Origin of the sequence: Pseudomonas sp. C6002 (genome assembly GCF_013385805.1) — a bacterium.
GTDB lineage: Bacteria > Pseudomonadota > Gammaproteobacteria > Pseudomonadales > Pseudomonadaceae > Aquipseudomonas.
In genome coordinates this window covers 157717-171132 of the sequence record NZ_JACAPH010000029.1, presented here as the reverse complement: position 1 = coordinate 171132, position 13416 = coordinate 157717, and the positions used below count along the sequence as shown (strand labels likewise).

The window sequence follows — 13416 nt, the reverse complement described above, 5'->3', positions numbered from 1 at the left end:
CATGGCTACCGTTAAAGTAACGCTGATCAAAAGCATGACCGGCCGCATCCCTAACCACAAATTGTGCGTTAAGGGTTTGGGTCTGCGTCGCATCGGTCACACTGTAGAAGTACTTGATACTCCCGAGAATCGCGGGATGATCAACAAGGCTTACTACATGCTGCGTGTCGAGGGTTAATTCGATGAAACTCAATGATCTGAGTCCAGCGCCGGGTTCCCGTCGCGAAAAGCATCGTCCGGGCCGTGGTATCGGTAGTGGTTTGGGCAAGACCGGTGGCCGTGGCCACAAAGGTCAGTCCTCCCGCTCCGGTGGCACCATCGCTCCAGGCTTTGAAGGCGGTCAACAGCCGCTGCATCGTCGCCTGCCGAAGTTCGGTTTCGTTTCCCTGAAAGCCATGGACCGCGCAGAAGTGCGTCTGTCCGAGCTGGCCAAAGTGGAAGGCGACATCGTTACCGTGCAGACCCTGAAAGATGCCAACGTGATCAACGTCAACGTACAGCGTGTGAAAATCATGCTGTCCGGTGAAGTGACTCGCGCTGTCACTATCGGCAAGGGAATCGGCGCCACCAAAGGTGCGCGTTCGGCTATCGAAGCAGCTGGCGGCAAGTTCGAGGAATAAATGGCTAAGCAAGGTGCTCTCTCAGCGCTCGGCAAAGGCGGTATGTCTGAACTTTGGGCTCGTCTGCGTTTTCTGTTCCTGGCGATTATCGTCTACCGAATAGGCGCACACATCCCGGTTCCAGGTATCAACCCGGACCGACTCGCAGACCTGTTTCGACAGAATGAGGGGACCATTCTTAGCTTGTTCAACATGTTTTCCGGCGGCGCGCTGGAACGGATGAGCATCTTTGCACTGGGGATCATGCCGTACATCTCGGCATCGATCATCATGCAACTGATGACCGCCGTCAGTCCGCAGTTGGAGCAGTTGAAGAAGGAAGGTGAAGCTGGCCGTCGCAAGATAAGCCAGTACACCCGCTACGGCACTGTCATCCTCGCCCTGGTCCAGGCTATCGGCATGTCCGTTGGCCTGGCCGGGCAGGGTGTTGCGTTCACTGGTGACTTTGGCTTCCATTTCGTCGCGGTATCCACATTTGTGGCTGGTGCGATGTTCATGATGTGGCTGGGTGAGCAGATTACTGAGCGTGGTGTTGGTAACGGTATCTCGATGTTGATTTTCGCAGGTATCGTTGCCGGTCTTCCGAGAGCGATTGGGCAGTCTTTCGAGTCTGCACGTCAGGGTGATATCAATATCTTCGCCCTGGTTGCCATCGGTTTGTTGGCAGTAGCGATTATCGGTTTTGTGGTGTTCATTGAGCGTGGCCAGCGTCGTATTGCTGTTCACTACGCCAAGCGTCAGCAGGGCCGCAAGGTCTTTGCCGCGCAGACCAGCCACCTGCCGCTGAAAGTGAACATGGCCGGGGTTATTCCTGCCATTTTCGCGAGCAGCATTTTGCTGTTTCCGGCTTCGTTGGGTGCCTGGTTCGGTCAGTCTGAAGGTATGGGCTGGTTGCAGGACATCTCGCAGTCGATCGCTCCTGGTCAGCCGTTGAATATTCTGCTGTTTAGTGCAGGGATTATTTTCTTCTGCTTCTTCTATACGGCGTTGATGTTCAATCCGAAAGACGTAGCGGAAAACCTGAAGAAGTCCGGTGCCTTTATTCCGGGTATTCGTCCAGGTGAGCAGTCTGCGCGCTACATTGATGGCGTTCTGACTCGCTTGACCATGTTCGGTGCTCTATATATGACGGCCGTCTGCCTGTTGCCCCAGTTCCTGGTGGTTGCAGCAAACGTTCCGTTCTACCTTGGCGGGACCTCGTTGCTGATCGTCGTCGTGGTTGTGATGGACTTCATGTCCCAAGTACAATCGCACCTCGTTTCGCACCAGTACGAATCCCTGATGAAGAAAGCCAACCTGAAGGGTTACGGCAGCGGCATGTTGCGCTGAGTACCCATAAGGTTCGAGGAGTTGGTGATGAAAGTTCGTGCATCGGTGAAAAAGCTGTGCCGTAACTGCAAGATTATTCGCCGCGAAGGTGTTGTTCGAGTAATTTGCAGCGCGGAACCGCGTCACAAACAGCGCCAAGGCTGAGTGTGATCCGCTTGAAGCCCGGCAGCTAGTGCGCTGCCGGGTTGATTATTTGTTATTACAGCGATATTATCTCGCGCCCTATTTCTTGGCTTCCGGGGCGTAGGTAGCTGTCAATTGGAGTCCCACTGAATGGCCCGTATTGCAGGCGTTAACATTCCAGATAACAAGCACACTGTTATCTCGCTGACCTACATCTATGGTGTTGGTCGCACTACTGCGCAGAAAATTTGCGCAGATACTGGGGTAAACCCAGCCGCAAAGATCAAGGATCTGAGCGACGAGCAGATTGAGCTGTTGCGTGGCGAAGTGGCGAAGTTCACCACTGAAGGTGACCTGCGTCGCGAAATCAACATGAAAATCAAGCGTTTGATGGACCTCGGTTGCTACCGTGGTCTGCGTCATCGTCGTGGTCTTCCAGTACGCGGTCAGCGTACCAAGACTAACGCGCGTACCCGTAAAGGTCCGCGTAAGCCGATCCGCAAGTAATCGCCCACGCGAATCGACAGGAAATTAATCATGGCAAAACCTGCTGCTCGTCCTCGTAAAAAAGTTAAAAAGACAGTGGTTGATGGCATCGCCCACATCCATGCATCTTTTAACAACACAATCGTGACCATCACCGACCGTCAAGGTAACGCGCTTTCTTGGGCTACCTCCGGTGGTTCGGGTTTCCGCGGTTCCCGCAAGTCCACCCCGTTTGCTGCTCAAGTAGCTGCTGAACGTGCTGGTCAAGCTGCGCTGGAATATGGCCTGAAAAACCTCGACGTCAACGTCAAAGGTCCAGGTCCAGGTCGTGAGTCTGCTGTCCGTGCATTGAACGGCTGTGGCTATAAGATCGCCAGCATCACCGACGTGACGCCAATCCCGCACAACGGGTGCCGTCCGCCGAAGAAGCGCCGCGTGTAATCCAGGAGATTGTAAAGAATGGCTCGTTACATTGGTCCAAAATGCAAACTCGCTCGTCGTGAAGGCACCGATCTCTTTCTGAAGAGCGGCGTGCGCGCGATCGAATCGAAGTGCAACATTGAAGCAGCACCTGGTATCCACGGCCAACGCCGCGGTCGCCAGTCCGACTACGGCACCCAACTGCGTGAAAAGCAGAAGGTCCGTCGTATCTACGGCGTTCTCGAGCGTCAGTTCAGCGGCTACTACAAAGAAGCTGCTGGCAAGAAAGGTGCAACCGGTGAAAACCTGCTGCAACTGCTCGAATGCCGTCTGGACAACGTTGTATACCGTATGGGCTTTGGTTCGACTCGTGCCGAATCCCGTCAGCTGGTATCGCACAAATCCGTCAGCGTAAACGGCCAAACCGTTAACGTCCCGTCGTACCAGGTTCGTGCTGGTGACGTGGTCGCGATTCGCGAGAAAGCAAAAAATCAACTTCGCATTGTCCAAGCTCTCGATCTGTGTGCCCAACGTGGCCGCGTAGAATGGGTAGAAGTAGACACTGAGAAGAAGTCGGGCGTTTTCAAGAACGTTCCTGCTCGCAGTGATCTGTCCGCCGACATCAACGAAAGCCTGATTGTCGAGCTCTACTCCAAGTAAGGGCTAGAAAATAGGTGCATCCATGCAGATTTCGGTAAATGAGTTCCTGACACCCCGTCACATTGATGTGCAGGTTGTCAGTCCAACCCGCGCCAAGATCACTCTCGAGCCTCTCGAGCGTGGTTTTGGCCACACCCTGGGCAACGCGCTGCGCCGCATCCTGTTGTCCTCAATGCCCGGCTGTGCAGTAGTCGAGGCCGAGATTGACGGTGTGCTCCACGAGTACAGCGCCATCGAAGGTGTACAGGAAGACGTAATTGAAATCCTGTTGAACCTTAAAGGTCTGGCTATCAAGCTGCACGGCCGTGACGAAGTTACGCTGACCTTGTCGAAGAAGGGTTCGGGGGTGGTTACCGCTGCCGATATTCAGCTGGATCATGATGTCGAGATCGTTAATCCCGATCACGTAATCGCTAACCTGGCGTCTAACGGCGCCCTGAACATGAAGCTCACCGTAGCTCGTGGTCGTGGTTATGAACCGGCCGACTCGCGTCAGAGCGATGAAGACGAAAGCCGCAGCATTGGTCGCTTGCAGCTCGACTCTTCGTTCAGCCCGGTTCGCCGTATCGCATACGTGGTGGAAAACGCCCGTGTCGAACAGCGTACTAACCTGGACAAGCTGGTTATTGATCTGGAAACCAACGGTACTCTGGATCCTGAAGAGGCTATCCGCCGCGCTGCAACCATTCTGCAACAGCAGTTGGCTGCGTTCGTCGACCTCAAGGGTGACAGCGAACCAGTGGTAATCGAGCAGGAAGACGAGATCGATCCGATCCTGCTTCGCCCGGTTGACGATCTGGAACTGACTGTACGTTCGGCTAACTGCCTTAAGGCGGAAAACATTTACTACATCGGTGATCTGATTCAGCGCACCGAAGTAGAACTGTTGAAGACTCCGAACCTGGGCAAGAAATCCTTGACTGAAATCAAGGACGTTCTGGCCTCCCGCGGTCTGTCCCTCGGCATGCGCCTCGACAACTGGCCGCCTGCAAGTCTTAAGAAGGACGACAAGGCGACTGCCTGATCGTCGTAATCACCGAACGTGAGTTTGGTAAGGAATGAACCATGCGTCATCGTAAAAGTGGTCGTCACCTGAGCCGTACCAGCTCGCACCGTAAGGCTATGTTCCAGAACATGGCGGTGTCGCTGTTCGAGCACGAGCTGATCAAAACTACACTGCCGAAAGCTAAAGAACTGCGTCGCGTTGCTGAGCCGCTGATTACTTTGGCCAAGACAGACAGCCTGGCTAACCGCCGTCTGGCTTTCGACCGTACCCGTTCGAAAGCTATCGTTGGTAAGCTCTTCAACGACCTGGGCAAGCGTTACGCTACCCGTGAGGGTGGCTACCTGCGCATCCTCAAGTGCGGTTTCCGCGCTGGTGACAACGCGCCTATGGCGTACGTTGAGCTGATCGATCGTCCAGTTGGCGGTGAAGCTGTATCCGCTGAGTAAGACGTCAGTCTGTAACGAAGAACCGGGCCTAGTGCCCGGTTTTTTGTGCGCGTTGGAAAACTGGAATTACCTCGAGCGAATACACGTTCATCCCGTGCAGCAACTTTTGATATCCGTTCGGATGTATCGTTAGTTAATTTCTATCGGTTGGCATGATTTAATAAATTTGATGGTGTCATCTTCCTGGTCAATAATCGCTCCAAGCCGATTAGCCGGCAGTTCCAAGACTGACCTGAGGAAGATTGAGCATGAGCCAGAATAAAACCCTTACTACCGCCAGCGGCGCACCTGTCGCGGATAACCAGAATTCCCGTTCCGCCGGTCCACGCGGCCCGCTGCTGCTCGACGACTTTCACCTGATCGAGAAGCTCGCTCACTTCAACCGTGAAAACATTCCTGAGCGTCGTGTACACGCCAAAGGCTCGGGCGCTTACGGTACCTTCACCGTCACTCAAGACATCACGCAGTACACCAGCGCCAAGCTGTTCGATTCTGTGGGCAAGCAAACTCCGACTTTCCTGCGCTTCTCCACGGTGGGTGGCGAGCGTGGTTCGGCTGATACTGAGCGCGACCCGCGTGGTTTCGCGTTGAAGTTCTACACCGAAGAAGGCAACTGGGACATCGTTGGTAACAACACCCCGGTGTTCTTCATCCGCGACCCGCTGAAGTTTCCCGACTTTATCCACACCCAAAAGCGCCTGCCGCAAAGCAACCTGAAAAGTGCACAGATGATGTGGGACTTCTGGTCGCACTCCCCTGAGGCGCTGCACCAGGTCACCATCCTGTTTTCGGACCGTGGCATCCCGGACGGCTACCGTCACATGCACGGCTTCGGCAGTCACACCTACAGCTTGATTAACGCCAAAGGCGAGCGTCACTGGGTGAAGTGGCACTACAAGACCAAGCAAGGTATCAAGAACCTGGCGCCGGCTGACGCTGCACGCCTGGCGGGTACCGACCCTGATTACGCTCAGCGCGATCTGTTCGGTGCTATTGAGCGTGGTGACTTCCCGAAATGGCGCGTGTGCATTCAGATCATGACTGAGGCCCAGGCCAACGCTCACTACGAAAACCCGTTCGACGTGACCAAGACCTGGTCGCAGAAAGAGTTCCCGCTGATCGAAGTGGGTGAGCTGGAACTGAACCGCAACCCGCTGAACTACTTCGCTGAAGTTGAACAGGCGGCTTTCGGTCCAAGCAACATGGTCCCGGGTGTTGGCCTGTCGCCAGACCGCATGCTGCAAGGGCGCGTGTTCGCTTACGCCGATGCCCATCGCTACCGCGTAGGTACCAATCACCAGCAACTGCCGGTAAATGCGCCACGCAGCCCGGTCAACAGCTACCAGCGTGATGGTTCGATGGCATTCGGCTCCAATGGTGGTGCGGCCCCCAATTACGAGCCAAACAGCTACGCCGATGCGCCGAAGCAGGCTCCTCAGTACGCCGAGCCAGCCTTGGTCCTGAGCGGTGCGGCTGATCGTTACGATCACCGCGAAGATACCGACTACTACAGCCATGCCGGTGCGCTGTTCCGCCTGATGAACGATGAGCAGAAAGCCCTGCTGATCAACAATATCGCCGGCGCAATGGCGGGTGTTTCCAGCGACGTGGTGCAGCGCCAGTTGCAGTACTTCTTCAAGGCCGACCCGGCTTATGGAGAAGGGATCGCATCTGCACTGTGTGTATCGCTTAACTGACTCTAAACGATAAGCAGAACCGCCCTCATTTGGGCGGTTTTTGCGTTATTTAAGCTACTTTTCACCGGAAATCTTCACTTTTCTGCCGTTGGTCCCGTGACCTCCGGGTCATCATGGTTCAAACTACAGACTTTCAAGCAGGGAGATGTAGGGCGATGCAAGGTCACCCCGACGTAATCGATTACCTCAACACGTTGCTGACGGGCGAACTGGCAGCTCGTGACCAATATTTCATTCACTCGCGGATGTACGAAGACTGGGGCTTTACCGAACTCTACGAGCGTATCAACCATGAAATGGAAGAAGAGGCACAGCACGCCGACGCACTGATGCGCCGTATCCTGATGCTCGAAGGCACGCCCCGTATGCGTCCCGACGACCTGGATACCGGCACCACGGTGCCTGAGATGCTCGCCAGCGACTTGCGCCTTGAGTACAAGGTCCGTGCCGCGCTCTGCAAGGGCATTGAGCTCTGCGAGCAGCACAACGACTACGTCACGCGGGAAATCCTGCGGGTGCAGTTGAATGACACCGAAGAGGATCACACCTACTGGCTGGAAAAGCAGTTGGGCCTGATCAAGCTGATTGGCCTGGAGAATTACCTGCAATCGCAGTTCTGATTCCTCCAGCTACTAAAAAGCCCCTGTCACTTACACGGTGACAGGGGCTTTTTCGTGGGGCTGAACAATCAGTCCTTGTCGCGAGCCAGCAGAGGCTTGAGGTAGAAGCCGGTGTGAGACTGCTTCATCTCCGAGACTTGCTCCGGTGTGCCGACCGCAATGATCTGCCCACCTTTGGAACCGCCTTCCGGCCCCAGGTCCACCAGCCAGTCGGCGGTCTTGATCACATCCAGATTGTGCTCGATCACTACCACCGTATTGCCGTGGTCACGCAGGCGATGCAGCACGTCCAGCAATTGCTGAATATCCGCGAAGTGCAGGCCTGTGGTCGGCTCGTCGAGGATGTACAGCGTCTTGCCGGTATCACGCTTGGACAGCTCGCGAGACAGCTTGACCCGCTGGGCCTCGCCACCCGACAGCGTCGTCGCCGACTGACCCAGCTTGATGTACGACAGGCCAACATCCATCAGTGTCTGCAGCTTGCGCGCCAGGGCCGGTACCGCGTCGAAGAACACCCGCGCTTCCTCGATCGTCATCTCGAGGGTTTCGTGGATGCTCTTGCCCTTGTACTTGATTTCCAGGGTTTCGCGGTTGTAGCGCTTGCTCTTGCACACGTCGCACGGCACGTAGATGTCCGGCAGGAAGTGCATCTCCACCTTGATCAAGCCATCGCCCTGGCACGCTTCGCAGCGGCCGCCCTTGACGTTAAACGAGAACCGGCCAGGCCCGTAGCCACGGGAGCGCGATTCCGGCACGCCGGCGAACAGCTCGCGAATCGGCGTGAACAGCCCGGTGTAGGTCGCCGGGTTGGAGCGCGGTGTGCGGCCAATCGGGCTTTGGTCGATATCGACCACCTTGTCCAGGTGTTCCAGGCCCTTGATGCTGTCGTGAGCGGCGGCTTCCAGGGTGGTCGCGCCGTTCAGTGCAGTGGCACTCAACGGGAACAGCGTGTTGTTGATCAGCGTTGATTTGCCCGAACCGGATACACCGGTCACACAGGTCAGCAGGCCCAGCGGGATCTCCAGGTCGACATTGCGCAGGTTGTTGCCACGCGCGCCCTTGAGGTGCAGTGCCATCTTCTTGTTGCGCGGGGTGCGTTTGGCCGGTACGGCGATCTTCACGCGACCCGACAGGTACTTACCGGTCAGCGAGTCAGGATGCGCCATCACTTCAGCCGGCGTGCCCTCGGCGACAATATGCCCACCGTGAACACCCGCTCCCGGACCGATATCGACCACATAATCGGCCAGGCGAATCGCGTCTTCATCGTGCTCGACCACGATCACCGTATTGCCGATGTCCCGCAGGTGCTTCAGCGTGCCCAGCAAGCGGTCGTTGTCCCGTTGATGTAAGCCAATCGACGGTTCATCGAGGATGTACAACACGCCCACCAGGCCGGCACCGATCTGGCTGGCCAAGCGAATCCGCTGGGCTTCACCGCCGGAAAGCGTGTCGGCACTGCGGTCCAGCGACAGGTAGTCCAGGCCCACGTTGACCAGGAACTGCAGCCGTTCACGAATCTCCTTGAGGATCTTGTCGGCAATTTCCCCGCGGCGGCCCGTCAGTTTCAGCGTGCCGAAGTATTCGCAGGCATCGCCAATCGGCAGGTTGGTCACTGCCGGCAGGGTCTTCTCGCCAACCCACACATGCCGTGCCTCACGGCGCAGGCGTGTGCCACGGCAATCCGGGCAAGGCTGGGTGCTGAGGAACTTGGCCAGTTCCTCGCGCACGCTGGCGGACTCCGTCTCGCGGTAGCGCCGCTCCAGGTTCGGCACGATGCCTTCGAACGGGTGCGAGCGTTTGACGATATCGCCACGGTCGTTCAAATACTTGAAGTCGACGTTCTGTGAACCGCTGCCATGCAGGATGAATTTCTGCTGTTCGGCGGGCAGTTCGTTGAACGGCACTTCCAGGCTGAACTTGTAGTGCGAAGCCAACGACCCCAGCATCTGGAAGTAATAGACGTTACGCCTGTCCCAGCCACGTATCGCACCCTCCGCCAGTGTGAGGTCACCGTTGACCAGGCGCTTGATGTCGAAGAATTGCTTAACCCCCAGGCCATCACAGGTCGGGCAAGCGCCGGCCGGGTTGTTGAAGGAAAACAGCTTCGGTTCCAGCTCGCTGATGGCATGGCCGCAGATCGGGCAGGCGAAGCGCGCGGAGAAGATAATTTCTTCCCCGGGTTCGTCGTCCATCGGCGCCACCAGGGCGATACCGTCTGCCAGCTTCAGCGCGGTCTCGAAAGACTCCGCCAGGCGCTGCTGCAAATCGGCACGCACCTTGAAACGGTCGACGACCACATCAATCGAGTGCTTCTTCTGTTTATCCAGCTTCGGCGCTTCGTCCAGCTCGTAGAGCTTGCCGTTGATGCGGGCACGCACGAAACCCTGGGCACGCAGTTCTTCAAAGACCGAAAGGTGTTCACCCTTGCGCTCGCGAATCACCGGTGCCAGCAGCATCAGCTTGGCGCCCTCCGGCTGGGCCAGCACCAGGTCGACCATCTGGCTGACGGTCTGGGCTTCCAGGGGAATGTCGTGGTCCGGGCAGCGGGGAATACCCACGCGGGCATACAGCAGGCGCAGGTAGTCGTAGATCTCGGTGATGGTGCCCACGGTGGAACGCGGGTTGTGGGAGGTGGATTTCTGTTCGATGGAAATCGCAGGCGACAGGCCTTCAATGGTGTCGACGTCGGGCTTTTCCATCATCGACAGGAACTGGCGGGCATAGGCCGACAGGGATTCCACATAGCGGCGCTGGCCTTCGGCGTACAGCGTGTCAAACGCCAGGGACGACTTGCCGGACCCGGACAAGCCGGTGATGACGATCAGTTTGTCCCGTGGCAGGGTCAGGTCGATGTTCTTCAGGTTGTGGGTTCGAGCCCCACGAATCAGGATCTTGTCCAAGATGGCCTCGCACGGCGGGCGTAAATAATGCAGGAGTATACGGCTAAAGACTGGATGAATATACACTGTCAAAGTGCCGGGTGCAGCCTTACATGAAAGCTGCGCGGCAAAGCGCCGCATATACCCTCTCAATCGATGGGACTGGTAGAATCGCCGCCGGTTCACACGAGGTTTATCCATGCACGATCCCCACAGCGAACGCATGAGTGGCAGCGAGACCCGCGCAGCAAGCGGTCTGGCCCTGGTGTTCGCATTCCGTATGCTTGGCATGTTTATGGTGTTGCCGGTGCTGGCAACCTATGGAATGGATCTCGCAGGAGCGACCCCGGCCCTGATCGGCCTGGCGATTGGCGCCTATGGCCTGACCCAGGCGCTGTTTCAGATTCCGTTCGGCGTCATTTCCGACCGCATCGGCCGCCGGCCGGTGATCTACCTCGGCCTGATCGTCTTCGCCCTGGGCAGTGTGCTTGCGGCCAATGCCGATTCGATCTGGGGCGTGATCGCCGGACGCGTCCTGCAAGGCGCCGGCGCGATTTCCGCCGCCGTCATGGCACTGCTCTCCGACCTGACCCGCGAACAACACCGTACCAAGGCCATGGCGATGATCGGCATGACCATCGGTCTTTCGTTCGCCGTGGCGATGGTAGTCGGCCCGCTGCTGACCCGCGCGTTCGGCTTGCACGGTCTGTTCCTGGCCACCGGTGGCATGGCGCTGTTCGGCATCGTGATTGTCGCCTTCATGGTTCCGCATTCCACGGGGCCGTTGCAGCACCGTGAGTCGGGCGTCGCCAAGCAAGCATTGCTGCCGACACTCAAGCACCCGGACCTGTTGCGCCTGGATTTGGGTATCTTCGTATTACACGCAATGCTGATGTGCAGCTTCGTCGCCTTGCCCCTGGCCCTGGTACAAAAAGCCGGGCTGCCCAAGGAGCAGCACTGGTGGGTGTACCTGACCGCGCTGCTGATTTCGTTCTTCGCCATGATCCCGTTCATCATCTACGGCGAGAAGAAACGCAAAATGAAACGAGTTCTGCTGGGCGCCGTCGCGACATTGATGCTCACTGAGCTATTCTTCTGGCAGTTCGGCGACAGCCTGCGGGCGCTGGTGATCGGCACGGTGGTGTTCTTCACCGCGTTCAACCTGCTGGAGGCTTCACTGCCTTCGCTGATCAGTAAGGTTTCACCGGCCGGCGGCAAAGGCACGGCGATGGGCGTGTATTCCACCAGCCAGTTCCTCGGTTCTGCACTGGGCGGGATCATGGGTGGCTGGATGTTCCAGCATGGCGGTTTGTCGGTTGTGTTCCTGGGATGCGCAGGTCTGGCTGCCCTCTGGCTAGCCTTTGCTGTTACCATGCGCGAACCTCCCTATGTGACGAGCCTGCGCTTGCCGTTATCGCCCGAAGCGATCCGCGAAGCCGGTCTGGTCGAGCGCCTTAAGGCCGTTGTTGGGGTTACGGATGCTGTGGTTGTTACTGAAGAAGCCGCCATCTACATCAAATTGGACACCGAATTATTGGATCGCGCGACGCTCGAGCAACTGGTCAACCCAGTGCCGACAGCGCGCCCAGCCTAGGAGAACGTTATGGCCCGTGGGGTTAACAAAGTCATATTGGTCGGTACATGCGGCCAGGATCCCGAAGTTCGCTACTTGCCGAACGGTAACGCCGTGACCAACCTGAGTCTGGCGACCAGCGAACAGTGGACCGACAAGCAAACCGGCCAGAAGGTCGAGAAAACCGAATGGCACCGTGTGTCGATGTTCGGCAAGGTTGCAGAGATCGCCGGTGAATACCTGCGCAAAGGTTCGCAGGTCTACATCGAAGGCAAGCTGCAAACCCGCGAGTGGGAAAAAGACGGCATCAAGCGTTACACCACAGAAATCGTGGTCGACATGCAAGGCACCATGCAACTGCTGGGCGGCCGTCCACAGGGCGACCAACAGGGCCAGGGCGGCATGTCCAACTCGGCGCCGCGTCCACAGCAGCAGTCCCGTCCGCAGCCAACCCAGCAGCCACAGCGTGAGTCGCGTCCAGCGCCACAGCAGGCCGCTCCTCAGCCGGCAGCCGACTTCGACAGCTTTGATGACGATATTCCGTTCTAAGGTCGCTTGAGACCCAGAACTGTCGCGTAACACCAGAAAACCCCCGGTGGCCTTGGCCCCGGGGGTTTTTCATTGCGGACACGGCAATCCGCTAAACGTCAGTAGAAGCGGCGCTCACCACCAACTCCCGAAACCTCTCCAATACCGACGACGTATCACCTACCCGGGTAGCCAGGTGCAACGGCGCCACCAGGCTCCGGCACTCCGAAAGCTCGCGATAAACAATCCCGTCGCCCCGCAACCGTTGCATTGAGGCAGGCACAATCGAAACCCCAAGCCCTGCAGCCACCAGGCTCAACGTCGCCGTCATGCGCGGCGCCTCTTGCACAACTTGCGGGCTGAAACCCGCTTCGCGACACGCCACCAGAATCGCGTCATACAACCCAAGCCCTACCCGGCGCCGATACAGCACAAACGCCTCGGTGGCCAATGCCGCCAACGGCAGCGGCGTCGACGGGTTGATAGCCAGTGGGTGGTCGGTAGGCAGCGCCAGCAACATTGGCTCCACCAGAATTGGCTGGTCCTGCAACGCCTGCGTCCCGCTCAGCGGCGAGCGAATGAACGCCGCGTCGAGCTTTTCGTGCAGCAACGCGTCCAGCAGTTCACCGGTACCGGCTTCTTCCAGTACCACTGAAACGCCGACAAAGGTTTCCCGAAACAGGCGCAGTACGCTGGGCACAAACGGATGCAAGGCGGCAGAGCTGGTGAAACCAATCGCCAGGCGTCCGCGTTCACCTCGGGCGGCGCGGCGCACAATGTCGGCCACACCATCGACGCTGTCCAAGATATGCCGCGCCTCTTCCAGCAAGGCCAGCCCCGCAGTGGTCGGGCGCACGCCTCGTGGCAGGCGCTCCATCAGCACCACACCCAACTCGGCTTCAAGACTTTGCAGCAGGCGGGTCAGCGGCGGTTGCTGCATGCCCAGACGTTCTGCCGCGCGAGTGATATAGCCTTCTTCGGCAATCGCGACGAAGGCCCTGAGCTGCCTGAGTTCCAGCATAGGGA

15 protein-coding genes are annotated in these 13416 nt (G+C 57.8%); 13 read left to right on the top strand and 2 right to left on the bottom strand.

From position 1 onward, the window contains the following. Position 1: 1 nt before the first annotated feature. From rpmD to bfr, 11 genes are all read left to right on the top strand, one after another. Positions 2-178: a 50S ribosomal protein L30 gene (rpmD, locus tag HX817_RS19490; RefSeq protein WP_003186033.1), complete on the top strand. Its 177-nt coding sequence runs from the start codon at positions 2-4 to the stop codon at positions 176-178. A 4-nt stretch (positions 179-182) separates the two neighbouring features. Next, positions 183-620: a 50S ribosomal protein L15 gene (gene rplO / locus HX817_RS19485; protein WP_003210066.1), complete on the top strand. Its 438-nt coding sequence runs from the start codon at positions 183-185 to the stop codon at positions 618-620. Further along, positions 621-1949 (top strand): preprotein translocase subunit SecY, encoded by a 1329-nt coding sequence (gene secY, locus HX817_RS19480; protein ID WP_003210064.1) that lies wholly within the window; start codon positions 621-623, stop codon positions 1947-1949. Positions 1950-1976: 27 nt separating this feature from the next. Continuing rightward, entirely contained in the window at positions 1977-2093 is a 117-nt protein-coding gene (gene rpmJ, locus HX817_RS19475; RefSeq protein WP_002555468.1) for a 50S ribosomal protein L36, read from the top strand. A gap of 129 nt (positions 2094-2222) precedes the next feature. Continuing rightward, the gene (rpsM, locus tag HX817_RS19470; protein WP_003210063.1) at positions 2223-2579 is read left to right on the top strand and encodes a 30S ribosomal protein S13; all 357 of its coding nucleotides are present in this window, start codon (positions 2223-2225) and stop codon (positions 2577-2579) included. Between the two features lie 30 nt (positions 2580-2609). Further along, positions 2610-2999 carry a 30S ribosomal protein S11 gene (gene rpsK, locus HX817_RS19465; RefSeq protein WP_002555466.1) on the top strand — a complete coding sequence of 130 codons (390 nt, stop codon included), beginning with the start codon at positions 2610-2612 and terminating at the stop codon, positions 2997-2999. 18 nt (positions 3000-3017) lie between these two features. Further along, the gene (gene rpsD / locus HX817_RS19460) at positions 3018-3638 is read left to right on the top strand and encodes a 30S ribosomal protein S4 (RefSeq protein WP_003210056.1); all 621 of its coding nucleotides are present in this window, start codon (positions 3018-3020) and stop codon (positions 3636-3638) included. Positions 3639-3660: 22 nt separating this feature from the next. Further along, on the top strand, positions 3661-4662 hold the full coding sequence (gene rpoA / locus HX817_RS19455; RefSeq protein ID WP_003176403.1) for a DNA-directed RNA polymerase subunit alpha: 1002 nt from the start codon (positions 3661-3663) through the stop codon (positions 4660-4662). A gap of 41 nt (positions 4663-4703) precedes the next feature. After that, positions 4704-5090: a 50S ribosomal protein L17 gene (gene rplQ / locus HX817_RS19450; RefSeq protein WP_003210053.1), complete on the top strand. Its 387-nt coding sequence runs from the start codon at positions 4704-4706 to the stop codon at positions 5088-5090. 248 nt (positions 5091-5338) lie between these two features. Further along, positions 5339-6787, top strand: a complete 1449-nt coding sequence (locus HX817_RS19445) for a catalase (protein WP_177040912.1) — start codon at positions 5339-5341, stop codon at positions 6785-6787. A gap of 155 nt (positions 6788-6942) precedes the next feature. Further along, positions 6943-7407 carry a bacterioferritin gene (gene bfr, locus HX817_RS19440; RefSeq protein ID WP_003210048.1) on the top strand — a complete coding sequence of 155 codons (465 nt, stop codon included), beginning with the start codon at positions 6943-6945 and terminating at the stop codon, positions 7405-7407. A gap of 68 nt (positions 7408-7475) precedes the next feature. Here the strand turns inward: bfr and uvrA are convergent, their stop codons facing one another. Next, positions 7476-10310 carry an excinuclease ABC subunit UvrA gene (gene uvrA, locus HX817_RS19435; RefSeq protein ID WP_003210046.1) on the bottom strand — a complete coding sequence of 945 codons (2835 nt, stop codon included), beginning with the start codon at positions 10308-10310 and terminating at the stop codon, positions 7476-7478. A 178-nt stretch (positions 10311-10488) separates the two neighbouring features. On the opposite strand from uvrA, the gene HX817_RS19430 reads away from it, so the two are divergent. Beyond that, positions 10489-11883 carry an MFS transporter gene (locus tag HX817_RS19430; RefSeq protein ID WP_003210044.1) on the top strand — a complete coding sequence of 465 codons (1395 nt, stop codon included), beginning with the start codon at positions 10489-10491 and terminating at the stop codon, positions 11881-11883. A 9-nt stretch (positions 11884-11892) separates the two neighbouring features. Further along, positions 11893-12411 carry a single-stranded DNA-binding protein gene (locus tag HX817_RS19425; protein ID WP_003210042.1) on the top strand — a complete coding sequence of 173 codons (519 nt, stop codon included), beginning with the start codon at positions 11893-11895 and terminating at the stop codon, positions 12409-12411. 91 nt (positions 12412-12502) lie between these two features. Here HX817_RS19425 and HX817_RS19420 read toward each other — a convergent pair whose 3' ends face one another. After that, positions 12503-13411, bottom strand: a complete 909-nt coding sequence (locus HX817_RS19420; protein WP_177040910.1) for a LysR family transcriptional regulator — start codon at positions 13409-13411, stop codon at positions 12503-12505. Positions 13412-13416: the final 5 nt, after the last annotated feature.

What these genes read in the sequence shown, in the direction of transcription:
- rpmJ (WP_002555468.1), top strand. Translation starts at nt 1,977, where the DNA reads ATGAAAGTTCGTGCATCGGTGAAAAAGCTGTGCCGTAACTGCAAGATT.
- rpmD (WP_003186033.1), top strand. Translation starts at nt 2, where the DNA reads ATGGCTACCGTTAAAGTAACGCTGATCAAAAGCATGACCGGCCGCATC.
- HX817_RS19445 (WP_177040912.1), top strand. Translation starts at nt 5,339, where the DNA reads ATGAGCCAGAATAAAACCCTTACTACCGCCAGCGGCGCACCTGTCGCG.
- rpsK (WP_002555466.1), top strand. Translation starts at nt 2,610, where the DNA reads ATGGCAAAACCTGCTGCTCGTCCTCGTAAAAAAGTTAAAAAGACAGTG.
- HX817_RS19420 (WP_177040910.1), bottom strand. Translation starts at nt 13,411, where the DNA reads ATGCTGGAACTCAGGCAGCTCAGGGCCTTCGTCGCGATTGCCGAAGAA.
- HX817_RS19430 (WP_003210044.1), top strand. Translation starts at nt 10,489, where the DNA reads ATGCACGATCCCCACAGCGAACGCATGAGTGGCAGCGAGACCCGCGCA.
- rpsD (WP_003210056.1), top strand. Translation starts at nt 3,018, where the DNA reads ATGGCTCGTTACATTGGTCCAAAATGCAAACTCGCTCGTCGTGAAGGC.
- secY (WP_003210064.1), top strand. Translation starts at nt 621, where the DNA reads ATGGCTAAGCAAGGTGCTCTCTCAGCGCTCGGCAAAGGCGGTATGTCT.
- rplQ (WP_003210053.1), top strand. Translation starts at nt 4,704, where the DNA reads ATGCGTCATCGTAAAAGTGGTCGTCACCTGAGCCGTACCAGCTCGCAC.
- HX817_RS19425 (WP_003210042.1), top strand. Translation starts at nt 11,893, where the DNA reads ATGGCCCGTGGGGTTAACAAAGTCATATTGGTCGGTACATGCGGCCAG.
- bfr (WP_003210048.1), top strand. Translation starts at nt 6,943, where the DNA reads ATGCAAGGTCACCCCGACGTAATCGATTACCTCAACACGTTGCTGACG.
- rpsM (WP_003210063.1), top strand. Translation starts at nt 2,223, where the DNA reads ATGGCCCGTATTGCAGGCGTTAACATTCCAGATAACAAGCACACTGTT.
- rpoA (WP_003176403.1), top strand. Translation starts at nt 3,661, where the DNA reads ATGCAGATTTCGGTAAATGAGTTCCTGACACCCCGTCACATTGATGTG.
- rplO (WP_003210066.1), top strand. Translation starts at nt 183, where the DNA reads ATGAAACTCAATGATCTGAGTCCAGCGCCGGGTTCCCGTCGCGAAAAG.